18 protein-coding genes are annotated in these 14,153 nt (G+C 70.5%); 7 read left to right on the plus strand and 11 right to left on the minus strand.

Going from position 1 to position 14,153, the window contains the following annotated elements; all coding sequences use genetic code 11:
• Positions 1-73 precede the first annotated feature (73 nt).
• The 6 genes from O7618_RS10565 to O7618_RS10590 all read right to left on the minus strand — a co-directional run bounded on the left by O7618_RS10565 (position 74) and on the right by O7618_RS10590 (position 5,295).
• Entirely contained in the window at positions 74-679 is a 606-nt protein-coding gene (locus tag O7618_RS10565; protein WP_278105858.1) for a hypothetical protein, read from the minus strand.
• Positions 676-1,344: a hypothetical protein gene (locus O7618_RS10570; RefSeq protein WP_278105859.1), complete on the minus strand. Its 669-nt coding sequence runs from the start codon at positions 1,342-1,344 to the stop codon at positions 676-678. Before O7618_RS10570 ends, O7618_RS10565 begins: the two co-directional genes overlap by 4 nt.
• Positions 1,283-4,129, minus strand: a complete 2,847-nt coding sequence (locus tag O7618_RS10575; RefSeq protein WP_278105860.1) for a protein kinase — start codon at positions 4,127-4,129, stop codon at positions 1,283-1,285. The genes O7618_RS10570 and O7618_RS10575 overlap by 62 nt, the downstream gene beginning before the upstream one ends.
• A 9-nt stretch (positions 4,130-4,138) precedes the next feature.
• On the minus strand, positions 4,139-4,729 hold the full coding sequence (locus tag O7618_RS10580) for an SAVMC3_10250 family protein (RefSeq protein WP_278105861.1): 591 nt from the start codon (positions 4,727-4,729) through the stop codon (positions 4,139-4,141).
• Positions 4,730-4,828: 99 nt separating this feature from the next.
• Complete coding sequence (locus O7618_RS10585; RefSeq protein WP_278105862.1) at positions 4,829-5,098, minus strand: hypothetical protein; 270 nt, start codon at positions 5,096-5,098, stop codon at positions 4,829-4,831.
• Positions 5,095-5,295, minus strand: a complete 201-nt coding sequence (locus O7618_RS10590) for a hypothetical protein (protein ID WP_278105863.1) — start codon at positions 5,293-5,295, stop codon at positions 5,095-5,097. Before O7618_RS10590 ends, O7618_RS10585 begins: the two co-directional genes overlap by 4 nt.
• A gap of 244 nt (positions 5,296-5,539) precedes the next feature.
• Between O7618_RS10590 and O7618_RS10595 the strand changes: the two genes are divergently transcribed.
• Together O7618_RS10595 and O7618_RS10600 are read left to right on the plus strand one after the other, a co-directional pair.
• Positions 5,540-6,430 carry a helix-turn-helix transcriptional regulator gene (locus tag O7618_RS10595; protein ID WP_278105864.1) on the plus strand — a complete coding sequence of 297 codons (891 nt, stop codon included), beginning with the start codon at positions 5,540-5,542 and terminating at the stop codon, positions 6,428-6,430.
• The gene (locus tag O7618_RS10600) at positions 6,423-6,623 is read left to right on the plus strand and encodes a DUF397 domain-containing protein (protein WP_278105865.1); all 201 of its coding nucleotides are present in this window, start codon (positions 6,423-6,425) and stop codon (positions 6,621-6,623) included. Before O7618_RS10595 ends, O7618_RS10600 begins: the two co-directional genes overlap by 8 nt.
• On the opposite strand, the gene O7618_RS10605 is transcribed toward O7618_RS10600, so the two are convergent.
• The 3 genes from O7618_RS10605 to O7618_RS10615 all read right to left on the minus strand — a co-directional run bounded on the left by O7618_RS10605 (position 6,624) and on the right by O7618_RS10615 (position 8,266).
• Positions 6,624-7,070: an NUDIX domain-containing protein gene (locus tag O7618_RS10605; protein ID WP_278105866.1), complete on the minus strand. Its 447-nt coding sequence runs from the start codon at positions 7,068-7,070 to the stop codon at positions 6,624-6,626.
• A gap of 17 nt (positions 7,071-7,087) precedes the next feature.
• Positions 7,088-7,441 (minus strand): hypothetical protein, encoded by a 354-nt coding sequence (locus O7618_RS10610; RefSeq protein ID WP_278105867.1) that lies wholly within the window; start codon positions 7,439-7,441, stop codon positions 7,088-7,090.
• Between the two features lie 96 nt (positions 7,442-7,537).
• Positions 7,538-8,266 (minus strand): TauD/TfdA family dioxygenase, encoded by a 729-nt coding sequence (locus O7618_RS10615; RefSeq protein WP_278105868.1) that lies wholly within the window; start codon positions 8,264-8,266, stop codon positions 7,538-7,540.
• A gap of 182 nt (positions 8,267-8,448) precedes the next feature.
• On the opposite strand from O7618_RS10615, the gene O7618_RS10620 reads away from it, so the two are divergent.
• Both O7618_RS10620 and O7618_RS10625 read left to right on the plus strand, forming a co-directional pair.
• Positions 8,449-8,784: a nucleotide pyrophosphohydrolase gene (locus tag O7618_RS10620; protein ID WP_278105869.1), complete on the plus strand. Its 336-nt coding sequence runs from the start codon at positions 8,449-8,451 to the stop codon at positions 8,782-8,784.
• Between the two features lie 127 nt (positions 8,785-8,911).
• Positions 8,912-10,819 (plus strand): DUF2075 domain-containing protein, encoded by a 1,908-nt coding sequence (locus O7618_RS10625; protein WP_278105870.1) that lies wholly within the window; start codon positions 8,912-8,914, stop codon positions 10,817-10,819.
• Between the two features lie 11 nt (positions 10,820-10,830).
• On the opposite strand, the gene O7618_RS10630 is transcribed toward O7618_RS10625, so the two are convergent.
• Positions 10,831-11,364 (minus strand): DUF6817 domain-containing protein, encoded by a 534-nt coding sequence (locus tag O7618_RS10630; RefSeq protein ID WP_278105871.1) that lies wholly within the window; start codon positions 11,362-11,364, stop codon positions 10,831-10,833.
• A 92-nt stretch (positions 11,365-11,456) separates the two neighbouring features.
• Between O7618_RS10630 and O7618_RS10635 the strand changes: the two genes are divergently transcribed.
• Complete coding sequence (locus O7618_RS10635) at positions 11,457-12,188, plus strand: class I SAM-dependent methyltransferase (RefSeq protein WP_278105872.1); 732 nt, start codon at positions 11,457-11,459, stop codon at positions 12,186-12,188.
• A gap of 125 nt (positions 12,189-12,313) precedes the next feature.
• Positions 12,314-12,649 (plus strand): arginase family protein, encoded by a 336-nt coding sequence (locus O7618_RS10640; RefSeq protein WP_278105873.1) that lies wholly within the window; start codon positions 12,314-12,316, stop codon positions 12,647-12,649.
• Here O7618_RS10640 and O7618_RS10645 read toward each other — a convergent pair.
• The gene (locus O7618_RS10645) at positions 12,583-13,056 is read right to left on the minus strand and encodes an NUDIX domain-containing protein (protein ID WP_278105874.1); all 474 of its coding nucleotides are present in this window, start codon (positions 13,054-13,056) and stop codon (positions 12,583-12,585) included. The genes O7618_RS10640 and O7618_RS10645 overlap by 67 nt on opposite strands.
• A gap of 130 nt (positions 13,057-13,186) precedes the next feature.
• Between O7618_RS10645 and O7618_RS10650 the strand changes: the two genes are divergently transcribed.
• Positions 13,187-14,131, plus strand: a complete 945-nt coding sequence (locus tag O7618_RS10650) for a sugar phosphate isomerase/epimerase (RefSeq protein ID WP_278105875.1) — start codon at positions 13,187-13,189, stop codon at positions 14,129-14,131.
• The last annotated feature ends 22 nt before the right edge of the window (positions 14,132-14,153 follow it).

Genomic DNA, 14,153 nt, shown 5'->3' on the forward strand with positions numbered 1-14,153 from the left:
CGACGAGTCACGTTCACCGTCAACGGGTGACCGGCGACGACGACCTGACCGGCCTGCTCACCGGCTGAGCAGGTCACGGCGCGGGCGGGATGGAGACCCCGTTGTCGTCGAGTAGTGACCCGTCCAGCGCGCGATCCGTCTCGACGGCGGTCAGCGACACCGTCACGTCGCCGTCGCCGGTCGGGAAGCGGGTGAAGTTCAGCAGGATGAACCCCAACCGCTTGTTGCCCCGCACGGCGTCGTCGAGGGGCCTGGTGTTCACGCCCTCGACGAGCCACTGGTAGAGCGGCTGCGCATCCTCCTGCCGCCACCCCTTCAACCCGCCGTGGTGAACCGCCAGGGTCAGCTTCTCGGCCAGGTATCCGGGATCGCAGACGCTGGTGATCGAAAGTTCGAGCTTCTCGAACCGGTGTTCCGCCCCGAAGCGCCACAGGGCCTGCACCTTGCGGACACCCGGGGTCAGCGGCCGGCCGAGGAACATCCAGTGGTACGCGTCCAGGAAGGGTGCGTCGTCCTTGAGCCAACTCTTCCCATCCCGCTCCAGCACGACCCAGGGCGCCGGGATCTCGTTGAACTCGTCGGTCCACACGATCTCCGGGATCTCCCAGGTCTCCAGCCAGGACCGGACCTGCTCCCGGTTGGCCACGAACTTCGCCCGCAGGTCGGATTTGGACGTCATCGATCACTCCCGTGGTCCCAGTCGAGGCCCCAGACCCGGACGTTGCCCTGGTGGTCCCCGGTGACGATGGTGCGGAAGGAGGCGTCGGCGCGGATCGCGTTCACCCGGACGGGGTGACCGTGCAGCGATCGGATCCGGCGCCGGGCGCGGAGGTCCCAGACGTCGACGGTCTCGTCCCCGCCGTCTCCCGCCACGGCGAATCGGCCGTCGGAGGAGACCGCCACCTCCTCGGTCCCGTAGCGGAGATCGGGCTCCGCGAGGGCCCGCCCGTCGAACACCACCTCTCCGGTCGCGGTGTGCCAGACCACGAAGCCCGCCATCCCGGCGAGGACGGCGAGGCGACGGGAGTCGGCGAAGGCCAGGTCCGCCGACGAGCTGTGCCTGACCCCGTCGAGGCGGTACAGCGGGCGCCGGCGCTCCGGCCGCCACGCGGTGAGGCGGGTCATCTCGGCCAGCAGCAGCACGCCGGAGGCGAAGCGGATCTCGGTGTGCGAGTGGACGTCCGGGAAGGTACGCACCACCTTCCCGGTGTCGATCGACCGGACCTGCACGCTTGTCGTGTCGCCCGTCTCCAGGTGCACCGCGACGGAGCGGGACTTCTCGTCAGCCGTGACGCCGTGGATCGTCCCGGCACCGGTGCGGATCTTCGCGACGCAGGGCCGCATCCGCCAACGACCACACCGTCGCCAGCCCGTATCCGAACCCGACCGTCAGCAGATCACCGGAGATGTCGAGCGTCGTCTCCCCCTCGTCGCGGGGCAGGGCGCCGGCGACCTTGAGACGCGGCTCGAACGTCGCGGTGTCGTGGCACGCGACGGACCCGTCCGCGTAGCCGATGACCAGGTCGCGCCCGGCCCGGGCGAAGTGCAGGCTGCGGGCGGGGTTCCGCTTCTCGACCACCGAGCCCGCCTTCTCCAGCGTCTCCAGGTCGAAGATCTCCACCTCGTCGATGTTCGCGGGAAAGGCGAACAGTCGCCCGTTGTCGCTGACGTCGAAGGCCCCGTGGGCGAGCATCACGTCGGACAACTCCTGCTCCACCCAGATGCCGGCCAGTCCGGTGCGTCGCCGGTCGCGGCCCGCCTCCCGGGCGGCCCGCCGCAGCCGCGGATGGCGCGCGAAGCCGGGAATGGTCCTGGCCTCGCGGACGGCGTCGGTGGCGCGCTGCCCCTCCCCGGCCGAGATCATCCCTTCGATGCGCGCCATGACCTGGTCGAACGCTCGCTCCTCGGAGGCGAGGGCGCCGACCGGGCGAGGCGGCGCGTACGCCCAGGGGGCGAGATGCCCGGGCAGCGGCATCGGCAGGCGCGACAGCGAGGTCCGGCCGCGGTAGCCGTCGCGTTCGGCGATGACGGCGTATCCGCAGTCGCCGCTGAACGCGGTCGCGTCGCGATGCGACCCGCGCTTCCAGTCCTTCGGGAAGGTACGGACGCAGCGGCGGATGGCCAACTCCAGGACCTGGAGGTCGCCGGTCCCGGGGTCGAGCAGGGCCCAGCCGGCCCGGCCCGAGACGCCGAGTACGTCGTATCCGAGGAGCCAGGGAACCTCCCACCGGCGCGGCTCGTCCCAGACCCGCATGTCCACCGTCATCATGGACCGGACGCCGAGCCGCAGGACCATCGACCCGTCCGTCGCCAGGGCGATCCTCCGGTCGTCATCGCCCATCCCGTCGGACGGCATCTGCAGGCCGCGCATCCGCGTACGCCGCAGGGGCCACCACTGCTCCACCCGGCGATCGGCGTCGGTGCCGCCCAGTGAGGCGGAGACGCACACCTCGGCGTCCCGGGCGAGGATCACCCGGGTGACCCGACCTTCGTGGGGTTGGATGTCGGCGACCGGCTCCCACGTCTCGGTGCGGAAGACGAGGACGCGACCGTCGGCCGTGCCCACGGCCGCGAAGCCGCCCTCCGGACTGAGCGCCACGGCTGTTCCGCCGCCCAGCCGGCCGTCGATCTCGGCGGTGCCGTCGGTGAGGCGCCACCGCTCGACCACGGTGTCCTGGTAGCAGACGAGGACCCGCGAACCGGCGTGGTCGATCGCGACGTCGACGGGTGTCCGACCGGAATCGGCGAGTTCGCCGACCACCCGGCCGGCGAGGGCATCCCAGATCCGCACCCGGCCCGACGCCTCGGCCACCACCACATGCGTCGCGTCGTCATCGCAGGCCATCGCCACGACCTCGCCGGGGAACTGCCCGAACGTCTCGAGCGTGCCTCTCGGCGTCAGTTGGGCGCAGCGCTCGCGGGCAGCGGTGATCTCGGGTGAGCCGGGATGCTTCCGGTCCGCCTCGGCCAGGTGCCTCGCGGCGAGGACGCCGTCGCCGCGTTCCAGGTGGACCATCGCGGCGAGATGGTCGGCCTCCCACGAGTCGCCGGTGGCACGCAACTCCGACAGCAGGGTCTCGTCGGTGACGAGCCCGTCGGCCCACCGGGTGAGCCCGTGGTTGTAGACCGCGCGGACGTTGTGCGGATCGATCGCCTTCGCCTGATCGAACAACTCGATCGCCCGGCGCTGCTCGCCGAGGTCCCACAGCGACAGCGCCTTGTTGGACAGTCCGTCGGCCTTCAGCGACGGCGGGACCTGGCGGGAGCGCGGGTAGGGGCTGCCCGTGCGGTCCGCGTACACGGCGGTGAGGACGGCCTCCACCTCGGCGGTGTCGTCGATCCGCGACCGGGGGTCGCGCGCGAGGCAGCCCGTCAGCAGGTCACGCAGCGCCGCCGGAAGATCGGCACGCAGCGCCGCCAGCGCGTCCGCGCCGTCGTGGCCCCACTCCCAGAGCCGACGCCCGTGCAGCAGTTCGATCACGGTCAGCGCCCAGGACCACAGGTCGCTGGCCCGACCGATCCGGCCGTCCGGATCGACCTGCTCCGGGGAGCAGTACTGCGGCGTGAACCCGCCGAGCGTCGCGTACGCGGTCTGGGCGGATCCCTGCGGATCCTGCGGAACGTGCGCCTTCGCCTTGGCCGTGCCGAAGTCGGTCACCCGGGCGGTCTCGCCGTCGTACATGATGTTCGAGGGTTTGATGTCCTGATGCACCAGGCCCGCGGCGTGGGCGTGCCCGATTCCGCGCAGCGTCTGGATCGCGACGTCGAGCGCCGCCGGGAGGTCGCGACAGCGACCCGCCCGCACCGCCGCGGTCAGGTCGCCGCCGGCGACCCATTCGGAGAAGATCACCGGGTACGCGCCGACGCGCCGCACGTAGGCGCAGCCGACTACGTTCGGATGGGGATCGAGATCGGTCCAGGCCTGCGCCTCCTGGGCCAGCAGGTCAAGGATGCCGGACGCGGTGGCCAGGTCGGGTCGCGGCGTCTTCACGGCGAGGTCGACGTTCCACCCGAGGTGACGGGCGCGGTAGACGAAGCCCATGCCACCGGTCTCGACCACCTCGTCGATGCGGAACGTGTCGAGGACGGTCTCCCCCGGCCGCCACCGGATCACGTCCCCCGCGTCCACCCCGAGGCCCTAGTCGGCGAGCGCCACGTAGATCGGGCTGCCCAGCAACGCGCCGTTCGGTCCCGACTTCTCGGCCAGCCGCTTGGCGACGAACTCGACCGGTTGCGTCGGCCCGGGGAGCCCGTCCCCGATCTGTGCCAGCGCCTCGTGAAGGCGCTCGTCGTCGAACTCGCCCGGCTCCGGGTGCAGTTCCTGAAGCTTGCGGAACAGGTATGGCGGCACCGAGCCGCGCGGTTCGGCGTCGCCGCCGCCGATCACGTGCGACGCCGACCCGCCCAGCACGATGACCTGGTCGTCGAGCGTCCCCGCGAAGACCACGATGCCGGCGGTGGGGAACACCTGCCAGCGCATCGGCAGGCAGGCCTGGAAGTAGGGGCCCGGCTCGAACGCGGTGCCGATCTGGTCGGCGTCCTGGAGGTGCCGGATCACCTTCTCCAGCTTGTCGAGGTCGTGGCGCTCCGGCCGGACCGCCTTGCGGCTGTAGCGGAGGACCTTCAGATCCACGGCCAGCTCGGTCTCGTGCTGCGCGGCGGGGGTGACCTGCGCCGCGAGGAGCCCGAGCTTGAGGTGCGACAGGTAGAGGTAGTACTTGAGGGTCAAGGCATGCTCCGGTGGGAGGGAGATGGCCTCCTCCAGCCTACGTGGCGGGTGCTCGCGCCGCCGCCCGCCGCGGTGCCGTCCGGACTCCGGCCCCGGCCGTCACCGCTCCGACCTTCGGGCACCGAGGAGGCGTCGGGAGCAGGGTCCGTCGTGGTCGGTGCCGAGCAGGCAGCGCCGACCGTTCGCCATCGGCGCGTCGCAGAAGACCCAGTGGCGTACGTTCTGGTCGTCCTCGACCGACACGGTGGTGCCGCCCGGTTCGGCGCGCGGCAGCACGAGCATCCAGCGGCCGACCACCCGGGCCAGGCGCTGTGCGGCGGGCAGGTCGGCGGCGACGATCGGCAGGTGAATGACGTACCGCTGGGTCACCGGTCGTCTCCCCGCGGCTGGTCCGCCTCGCGCCGCGACAACGCGTAGCGGGCGACCGCGGCCTCCCGGCGGCTGGCCGCCAACGCGTCGTGGACGACGGCCAGCTCACCGGAGACCCGTTCGAGGTAGGCGTACACCTCGCGCGGGTCGAGGCGCCGGCGTCCGAACCCGGCCGGCGTGAAGCGGCGCTCACGCACCTGCCACGGCAGAAGCCTGGGGTACGCGGCGGTGCTCCCCCGTGTCGTACGCCGAATGCCGACGATCATGTGCTGGCCTTCTCCGAGCCCGACTCCTGGTGGCCAGGATGGGACGCTCATCCCCTCTTGCGCAACATTCCATCCCGCATTTCTCCCGAGAGGCATTGACCTTCTTTACTGCAACCTATAGACGTTTCAAAGCATCATCACTCAGCGTTGCACAGTGGAACCGGGGAGTGCTCGAATGGCGGAAGACATCGGATCGACCGTGCCGCGCCGGCAGCTCGGCCGGCTGCTGCGCCAATACCGCACCGAGGCCGGCGTCACGCTCGACGCCGCCGCCGAGGCGCTCGAATACAGCCGGCAGAAGATCTGGCGCATCGAGTGCGGCATGGGCGCCGTCCGGGTGCTCGACGTCAAGGCGATGTGCGAGCTGTACGGGGTGTCCGACGAACTGGCCGACGCGATGAAGGGGCTGGCCGCCGAGACGAAGTCGAAGGGTTGGTGGCACGCGTACGGGGACGCGGTGCCGAGCTGGTTCGAGCTGTACGTCGGCCTGGAATCCGCCGCCGCCAGCCTGCGTCAATATCAGGAGACGGTCATTCCCGGGCTCCTGCAAACCCACGAATACATCCGCGCGCTGGCCCGCATCGACCAACCGGCGGCGACCGACGAGGAGCGCGAGCATGCCGTCCAGGTGCGCCTGCAACGGCAGAACCTGCTGAGCCGCCGTCTACCACAACCGCCCACCCTGGACGTGATCCTCTCCGAAGCCGTGCTCCGGCGGCGGGTCGGCGGGCTGGGCGTCATGACCGGACAACTCGCCGGCCTTCTCGAAGCGTCCGAGAAGTCGAACGTCTCCGTCCGCGTGGTGCCGCTGTCGGCCGGGCCGCACCTCGGCGCGGTCGCCGGGTCCTTCGTCATCCTCGACTTCCCCGCCGCCAAAGGCGGCCGAGCCGCGCCGGAACCGTCGGTCGTCTACTGCGAGTCGCTGACCGGTGCGCTCTACCTCGACAAGCCGACAGGGCTAAGGGCTTACGAGGAGGCGTTCGCGAACGTGGCTCAACTCGCGCAGAGTCAGGCAGAATCAAGGGACACGATCAAGCGGATCATCGGGGAGCTGCGCCATGACTGACCTGACCGGCGCCGCTTGGCGCAAGAGCACCCGCAGCGGCGGCAACGGTGGCGAGTGTGTCGAGGTCGCCACCAACCTGCCCGGCCTCGTCGCCGTCCGCGATTCGAAGGATCCCGAGGGACCCGCCCTCACCTTCACCCCGCAGACCTGGACCGCCTTCCTCAGCGGCCCGGTGCGCGGCGAGCGTCGCTGATCACGACGCCGAGGCCACGCGTTCACGCCACCGGGCGATGGTCCGCTTGTACGGCTGAGGCATGTGCAGGCCGGGCACCTCGTCATACTCGAACACGCCCAACTCCTTGTGCTCCGCGGAGTAGACGAGTTCTTCGTCGCCCGCGTACACGGCCCCGAAGCTCACGATGAAGACGTGCCGCTGTGGTGTGATCTCGTAGACCCACGCGTCGATGATGTCGACGCCGGTGACGGTGAGGCCGAGTTCCTCGGCGACCTCACGGCACACCCCGTCCTCGGGCGTCTCGCCGACCTCCAGCTTGCCGCCGGGCAGCTCCCACTCGTCGCGCTCGTTCTTCAGCAGGGGCACCCGGCCGTGGTGGTCGACGACCAGCTTCACGGAGACGGGAAGCTGGTATTCGACGTACCCGGGGTTGCGTTCGACGAGGTACGGCGGACGATCGGTCATGCGGGCAGCCCTCCAGGTCAGTCTCGGGCGATCAGTATTGCGGCGACGTCGTCGGCACGCTTGAACCGACCGCTCACCGCGCCGGCGTCGGCTTCCACGTCGCGGATCAGCTTCTCCAGGTACGGCAGCCCGCGGTCGCACGCGTCGGCGACGACCTCCGGCCAGCCCGGGTAGAGCTGGTAGTCGGTGACCAGCCGGGCGAAGCCGTCGGTGCACAACAGGATGTGGTCGGTTTCCGCCCAGGTACCCACCACGCCGTGTGGACGAAGCACCCGGCGAGGATGCCCGGAGAAGATCGACTCGATGTCACCGGAGGTCATGGTGTAGAGCCGGCGCTCGTGCATCGCCGCCGTGACCCGCCGAGCGTCCACCTCGCCGGCTCCGACGGCTGCCGCCTCCCGCCGGTCGAGGACAACGCACTGCTCAGGCGGGACCGGTCGGCAGCCGGCATCGCTCCCGACCTGGATCTAGGAACTCGCAATCGAGAACCCCCTGTTCAGCCAGGCGTACGGATGGTCGGGTGTGAACCGGGCGAGGAACCGCACCAGGCGACGGCCACCGGTGAAGGCCGTCCGGCCATGCAGGAAACGGTGGTTGTGGACGAGGTAACCCTCGCCGGCGGCAAGCTCCAGAGTGAGCGTCTCTTCGATGATCAGGCGACGCAACCGCTTCAGCACGTCCGGTCTTCCGCGCGGGGCCGCTACCTGGTCGTCGCGGTATCGGAGGCGGGTGAGGCTCGCTGCCACCTCGATGACCGGACGCTCGACCGAACCGTCAGCCGGCCTCAGTCGCAGCTCCACCAGCGTGCTGTCGTCGAAGTGGTGGCGTAACCGTGTCAGCACGCGGGCGCCGTCGACCAGGGTCGTCACCCCGCCTGATCGGGACGGTGAGGTCATCAGCGCGGCGAGCACGCTCGGGGGCTCCGCTTGCACGCTGCGGTCGGTGTGCGGGTGCAGAGCCGACCGGGTGAACCCGGCCTCGGACTCCGCACGCTCGATGCGGTGATGCGGCGTGATGACCGTCAGACCTCCGACCGACTGGTGCGGGTGGTCGACCGGTTCCGTCCACCCGCGCAGAAAAGCAGCGACTTCGTCGGCAGTCGAGTTGCGGATCAGGATAACGCCGTCACGGCCGATAGCGCTCGGCACCTGGTCAGGGCCCACCTTCGCAAGGGACTCCACTCTCAGCAGCCGCACGACGTTCCCCTGCCAGCCATATGAATCGACAATCATACGAGTCTTGAGCCGCCGGCTGGTCGCTGCGAATCGATCGCCTGGTGCCATACCCGGGCGGTCTGGAGCTGAAGTGCTGTTGTGTGAGATCGCGACGCGTCATTGCAAATCGGGTCGTACGCCCCCGGCCGTGCCAGACTGCCGAGGTGGACGACCTGACGGCCCGCGTACGGGCGATCGCCGAGGAACGTGACTGGCAGCAGTTCCACACTCCGAAGAACCTCGCCATGGCTCTCGCCGGCGAGGTCGGTGAGCTGGTCGCCGAGTTCCAGTGGCTGACGCCTGAGCAGGCTGGCGTGGTGATGGACGACGCCGAGGCGGGCGCGCGGGTCCGGACGGAGATCGGCGACGTCATGATCTACCTGACCCGCCTGGCGGATGTCCTCGGCATCGACCTGAGGGAGGCCGCCCTCGCCAAGTTGGCCGAGGTCGCGGTCCGCTATCCCGCCGAAGAAGTCAAGGGCTCCGCGAGCAAGCGATAGCGGAGCGTGCGAGGAGATGATCTCTTCGCTACAGTCCACCCGTACAGGCGCGTAACGACGGGCTTCCGGCCGCGGCCGGACATGCCCCCCATGCGCACGATCATTTCGTGCTGCCCGGGGGCAAGTGTTGTCAGCGTTCCGCACCTCCGCCGACGGTCTGCTCCGCTATCGGAACCGTGGCGACCTCGCCGATCGGATCGCGGAGCGCATCGGGCACAACGTGGGAGCCGCCGAACGACGATCCTGGGACCGCAGCCTGGCCGTGCTCGGGCAGGACCTCGTCGATGCCGGTCTCGGGCAGGTCGAAGTGCTGGTGGAGTACCAACTCCCGTTGACCAGCAAGCGGATCGACGTGGTTCTCGCCGGTACCCATCCGAGGGTCGGCGGCGACTCCTACGTGGTGGTCGAGCTGAAGCAGTGGTCCCGAGTCGAGTCCTACGAGGGATCCGCGCGGCTCGTCCTGGTCGAGCACGCGTCCGGTCCCCGGTTACACCCCGGCGTGCAGGTCGAGGACTACTGCGAATACCTGACCGACTTCCTCGGTGTCCTCTCGCACGGCCGCAGCCCGATCGCCGGTGTCGCCTACCTGCACAACGCGGTCGATCGCGACGTGGCCGACCTGTACGAGCGCGAGCCGACCGAGCTGAGCCGGATCTTCACCGGCCAACGTCGCGGCCAGTTCCTCGACCACCTCCGCAGCCACCTCGCGCCCGCATCGGGAGCGGCCGCCGCCGACCGCTTCCTCACCAGCTCCGTGCGCCCGAGCAGGCACCTCCTCTCGTACGCGGCGGCGGAGTTGAAGGAGCGGACTCACTTCACGCTGCTCGACGAGCAACGTCTGGCGTACGAACTGGTGTTGCACGCCGTGGAGCGGGCGCGCAGCGCGGACCGCAAGTCGGTCGTCGTGGTGTCCGGCGGGCCCGGCAGCGGCAAGAGTGTCATCGCGTTGTCCGTGCTGGGTGAGCTTGCCCGGCAACAGCGCGCGGTCATGCACACCACCGGCTCGCGGTCGTTCACGCAGACGCTTCGCCGTTACGCGGGTAAGGGCTCGACCCGGTTGAGGAATCTCTTCGGATACTTCAACAGCTTCATGGCGGCGGAGCGGAACGGCCTCGATGTGCTCATCTGCGACGAGGCGCACCGGATCCGGGAGACCTCCGTCAACCGGTTCACCCCCAGGGCCACCCGGGACCGGGCCCGCCCGCAGATCGACGAGCTGATCGCCGCGGCGCGCGTGCCGGTGTTCCTGCTCGACGAGCACCAGGTGGTCAAGCCCGGAGAACTGGGCAACGTCGAGGTCATCTCGGCGCATGCGAAGAAGCTCGACCTCGACGTCGAACTGGTGTCGCTGCATGACCAGTTCCGCTGCGGCGGCAGCGACGCGTACGAGGGGTGGGTCCTCGATCTGCTCGGCCTCGACGGCGGTGAGCCGTCGGTGTGGGCTGGCGACGGACGCTTCGACCTTCGGGTGGTGGGGTCTCCTCAGGAGATGGAGGCATTCCTGAGGGAAAAGCAGTCGGCCGGGGAGACGGCTCGCATGTCGGCCGGATACTGCTGGCCGTGGAGTGATCCGCGCCGGGATGAGTCACTGGTCCCGGATGTTCAGGTCGGCGACTGGGCGCGTCCGTGGAACGTCAAGAGTGACCGCAGTGTCGGAGAGGCGCCGGGCAGCGCGTTCTGGGCCACCGATCCCCACGGCTTCGGGCAGGTGGGGTGCGTCTACACCGCCCAGGGATTCGAGTACGAGTGGTCCGGCGTCATCATCGGACCGGATCTCGTCGCGCGAGATGGGAGGCTGGTCACCCAGCGGGCGGAGTCCAGGGACCCGGCGTTCCGGAGCCGTAAGGCACTCGGTGACGCCGAGGCGGACCGCCTGATCCGGAACACCTACAAGGTGCTGATGACCCGAGGCATGCGCGGCACCCTGCTCTACTCGACGGACGCCGAGACGCGGGACTGGCTGAGATCACTGGTCCGGGTGGAACGCGGCCTGGAAACGATCTACGAACGAGCAGCGCGCCCGCCGACTGTCTGACTAGCGGGCGTCTATCCGGCGAGCACCCGCCGTACCTCGCCGCGCACGGCCGCGGACGCCGCCGGCGACCAGACCGCGAACAGCTTCCGCAGGTACGCCACGTGCGCGTCCGACACCGACGCCAGGTGCTCGACCACGTCCAGCTCGTTGACGATGCTCAGATCCACCAGCGGAGTCAGCCGGTCGGCGCCCACGCTCACGACCCGCCCGGTGAAACGGTCGTACACCGTCCCGGTGGTGGCGAGCTGCTGCCACGACCGCTTCCGGTCGCACGAGCCGTACAGGTAGACCAGGTCTTCGGCATCGACTCCGATCAGGTCCCGCAGCGGACCGCGGTCGGTGTGGTCGAGCAGCGCGACGTCGAAGCCGTCGGTGCCGTAGGCGGCGTGCGCCAGCCCGGCCAGCTGCACGTCCGGTGCCTGGCCCAGTTCGGCGAGGCGGTGCCGCACCCGGCACAGGTGGGGGTAGAGGGTACCGCCGGGATGGTCGATGCTCTCGGCTCCCCGGTCGCGGAGCCACGCGCGCACCTCGACGTCGGCGCTCATGGTCCGACCCTAGGTGCGCGGGGCATCCCACGGCGTGAGCGGTTCGTCACAACGCTTGCCCCACGCTCCGGCTGGAGCGTTGGCTCGACGACATGGCTCGCATCGCGTACGACGACACCGACGCGGAGGCCTTCGCGGCGACGCGTCACCTGACCGACGACGGGCTCGCCGCCTGGCGGCACGCCGTCACGCGACACCTCGCCCCGGAACCGGGCATGCGCCTGCTCGACCTGGGCTCGGGCACCGGGAGCTGGGCCCGGGCGTTCACCGCCTGGTTCCCGAGCCTCGACGTCGTCGCGGTGGAGCCGTCGGCGGCGATGCGCGCCCGTAGCCTGGTCCGGCCCGTCCTGGCCGGTGACGCCGCGCGCATCCCGCTCGACGACGGCAGCGTCGACGGCGCGTGGCTCTCCACCGTCCTCCATCACGTGCCCGACCTGGCCGCCGCGGCACGGGAGCTGCGTCGGGTGGTGCGGCCGGACGCCCCGGTGCTGGTCCGGTCGGCGTTCGCCGGGCGACACGAAGCGATCACACTGTTCCGCTTCTTCCCGGAGGCGATCCGGGTACTCGACACCTACCCCGCGATCGCCGACGTCGAGTCGGCGTTCGCCGACGCCGGTTTCGCTACCGCCGCGGTCGAGCCGGTTCCACAGGTGACCGCGCCGTCGCTGCGGGAGGCGGCGGTCACGCTGCGCCGGGAGGCGCACACTCCGCTGCAACTGATCACCGACGACGAGTACGCGACGGGCGTCGCGCGCCTCCGCGCGGCGGCTCGGGTCGACACCGGGCCCGTTGTCGACGCGCTCGACCTGCTCGTCCTGCGGTGACCAGCAGAATGCCGGTTAGGGTGGGTCGTGGACCCTCGCACGTGGACAGTCATCGGTGCGCCGTCGAGCGCGGGCGCCCACACCCCCGGTGTCGAGCGCGCGCCGGCCGCCCTGCGCGGGAGTTGGTGGCGGAGCTGGGGCTCGCCTACGTGCCGGCGGACGAGGTGCACGCCGACCCGGTCGCGGCGGCGCGCCGGGCCCGGGCGGTGGCGGAGGCCGCCGCCGAGACGTTCGTGGTGCACTTCGACGTGGACGTGTTGCGCTTCGTGGACGCGCCGTTGGCGGACGTGCCGGAGCCGTTCGGACTGGATCTCGCCGAGGCGGCCGCGACGCTGGCGGAGCTGGTGACGAGCCCGCGGTTCGCCGGGCTGTCGGTCACCGAGATCAACCCGGATCACCTGCCGGACGGCGAGGCGCTCCCGGCGTTCGTGCGGGCGCTGGCCGGGGCGTTGGCGGGCTGAGCTCCGGCCAGGTGCATCGGCAGCACCTTCGCGGCGCTGACCGCCAGCTCCCGATCGAGCACCTTGTCGCGGGGCACGAAGACCATCGCCTGGCCCTCGCCGAGCACCACGTCCTCCTGCCGGGCGTCGGTGTCGCCGCGGAAGACGTACACGGTGACGGTGTGCGGGAAGCCCTCCTCGTGGGGGCGCGGGCCGCTCCAGAACAGGTGCAGCTCGCCGGCGGTCAGGCCGGTCTCCTCCAGCAGTTCGCGGCGGGCGGCCTCTTCGGGCGTCTCGCCGGGCTCGATGCTGCCGCCCGGCAGGCTCCACTGGTGCGGTGAGACGGGCGCGTTGCCGTCCCGGTGCTGCAGGAGGACCGCGCCGGTCCGGTCGACGAGCAGGACGAGGGCGACGTCATAGAAGGCCACGGTCCGAGCATGCCACGCCATGCCTTTCTTCTAAGCGCGACAGAAGTTTAGACAAGAACAACGAAAGATATGGACACATCGACATGTCTTTTGTAGCGTCGGGCGCAGACCGGCCGAGAGGAGAACCGTCATGTGTTACGGATTCGACGGGGAGGGCGCGCTCCGGCAGTCCCTCGACCGGCGCAACCTGCTGCGCGGCTCGCTGGCGGCGCTGGCCGGCGTCGGGCTGGCCGGCGGGCTCGGCGCGACCGCGGCCCAGGCCGGCGGCGGGCACCACCACGGCCGCCGGCACGTGCCGAAGGAGCTGATCAGCCTCCAGCTCTGGACCGTCCGCGACGCGCTCAACGGCTCACCCGGCTACGACGCGACGCTGACCCACCTGGCCCGGATCGGCTACCCCCGGGTGGAGCTGGCGCTGGGCTACTTCGGCCGCACCGCCGCGCAGCTCCGCCGCTTCCTCGACGGCATCGGCATCAGGGCCAGCTCCAGCCACGACGGGATCGCCGCCGACACCGCCGGCCTGGCGCGAAAGATCGCCGACGCCCGTACGCTGGGCCAGCGGTTCATGGTGGTGCCCTACCTCAATTCCGACCGCGAGGACGACTGGAAGCGCTGGGCGGAGCAGATGAACGTCGAGGCCGCCGCCGTGCGCCGGGCCGGCCTGCGCTACGGATACCACAACCACGCGCACGAGTTCACCATCGACTTCGGCAACGGCCGGCGCCCGTGGGACGTGCTCACCGAGGAGCTGGACCCCCGGCTCGTGCACCTGGAGATCGACATCTACTGGGCGGTCACCGGCGGCATCAACTCCGGCGACGGTGTGCGGGACCCGGAGGGCTTCACACTCGACGTCATCCGCTCCGCGCCGCAACGGGTGCTGCAATACCACGTCAAGGACCGCGACCCGGCCACCGGCGACATGGCCGACCTGGGCACCGGCATGATCGACTTCGCCCGGATCTTCCGGAGGCACCCGGTGCTGGAGTACATCGTGGAGAACGACACCCCGGACGTGACGCCGCAGCAGACCGCCGCCGTCGGCTACCGCTACCTGCGCCGCCTGACCTACTGACGTCCCCACGGCCGCCGTCGGA

The sequence above is a fragment of the Micromonospora sp. WMMD980 genome (genome assembly GCF_029626035.1).
GTDB lineage: Bacteria > Actinomycetota > Actinomycetes > Mycobacteriales > Micromonosporaceae > Micromonospora.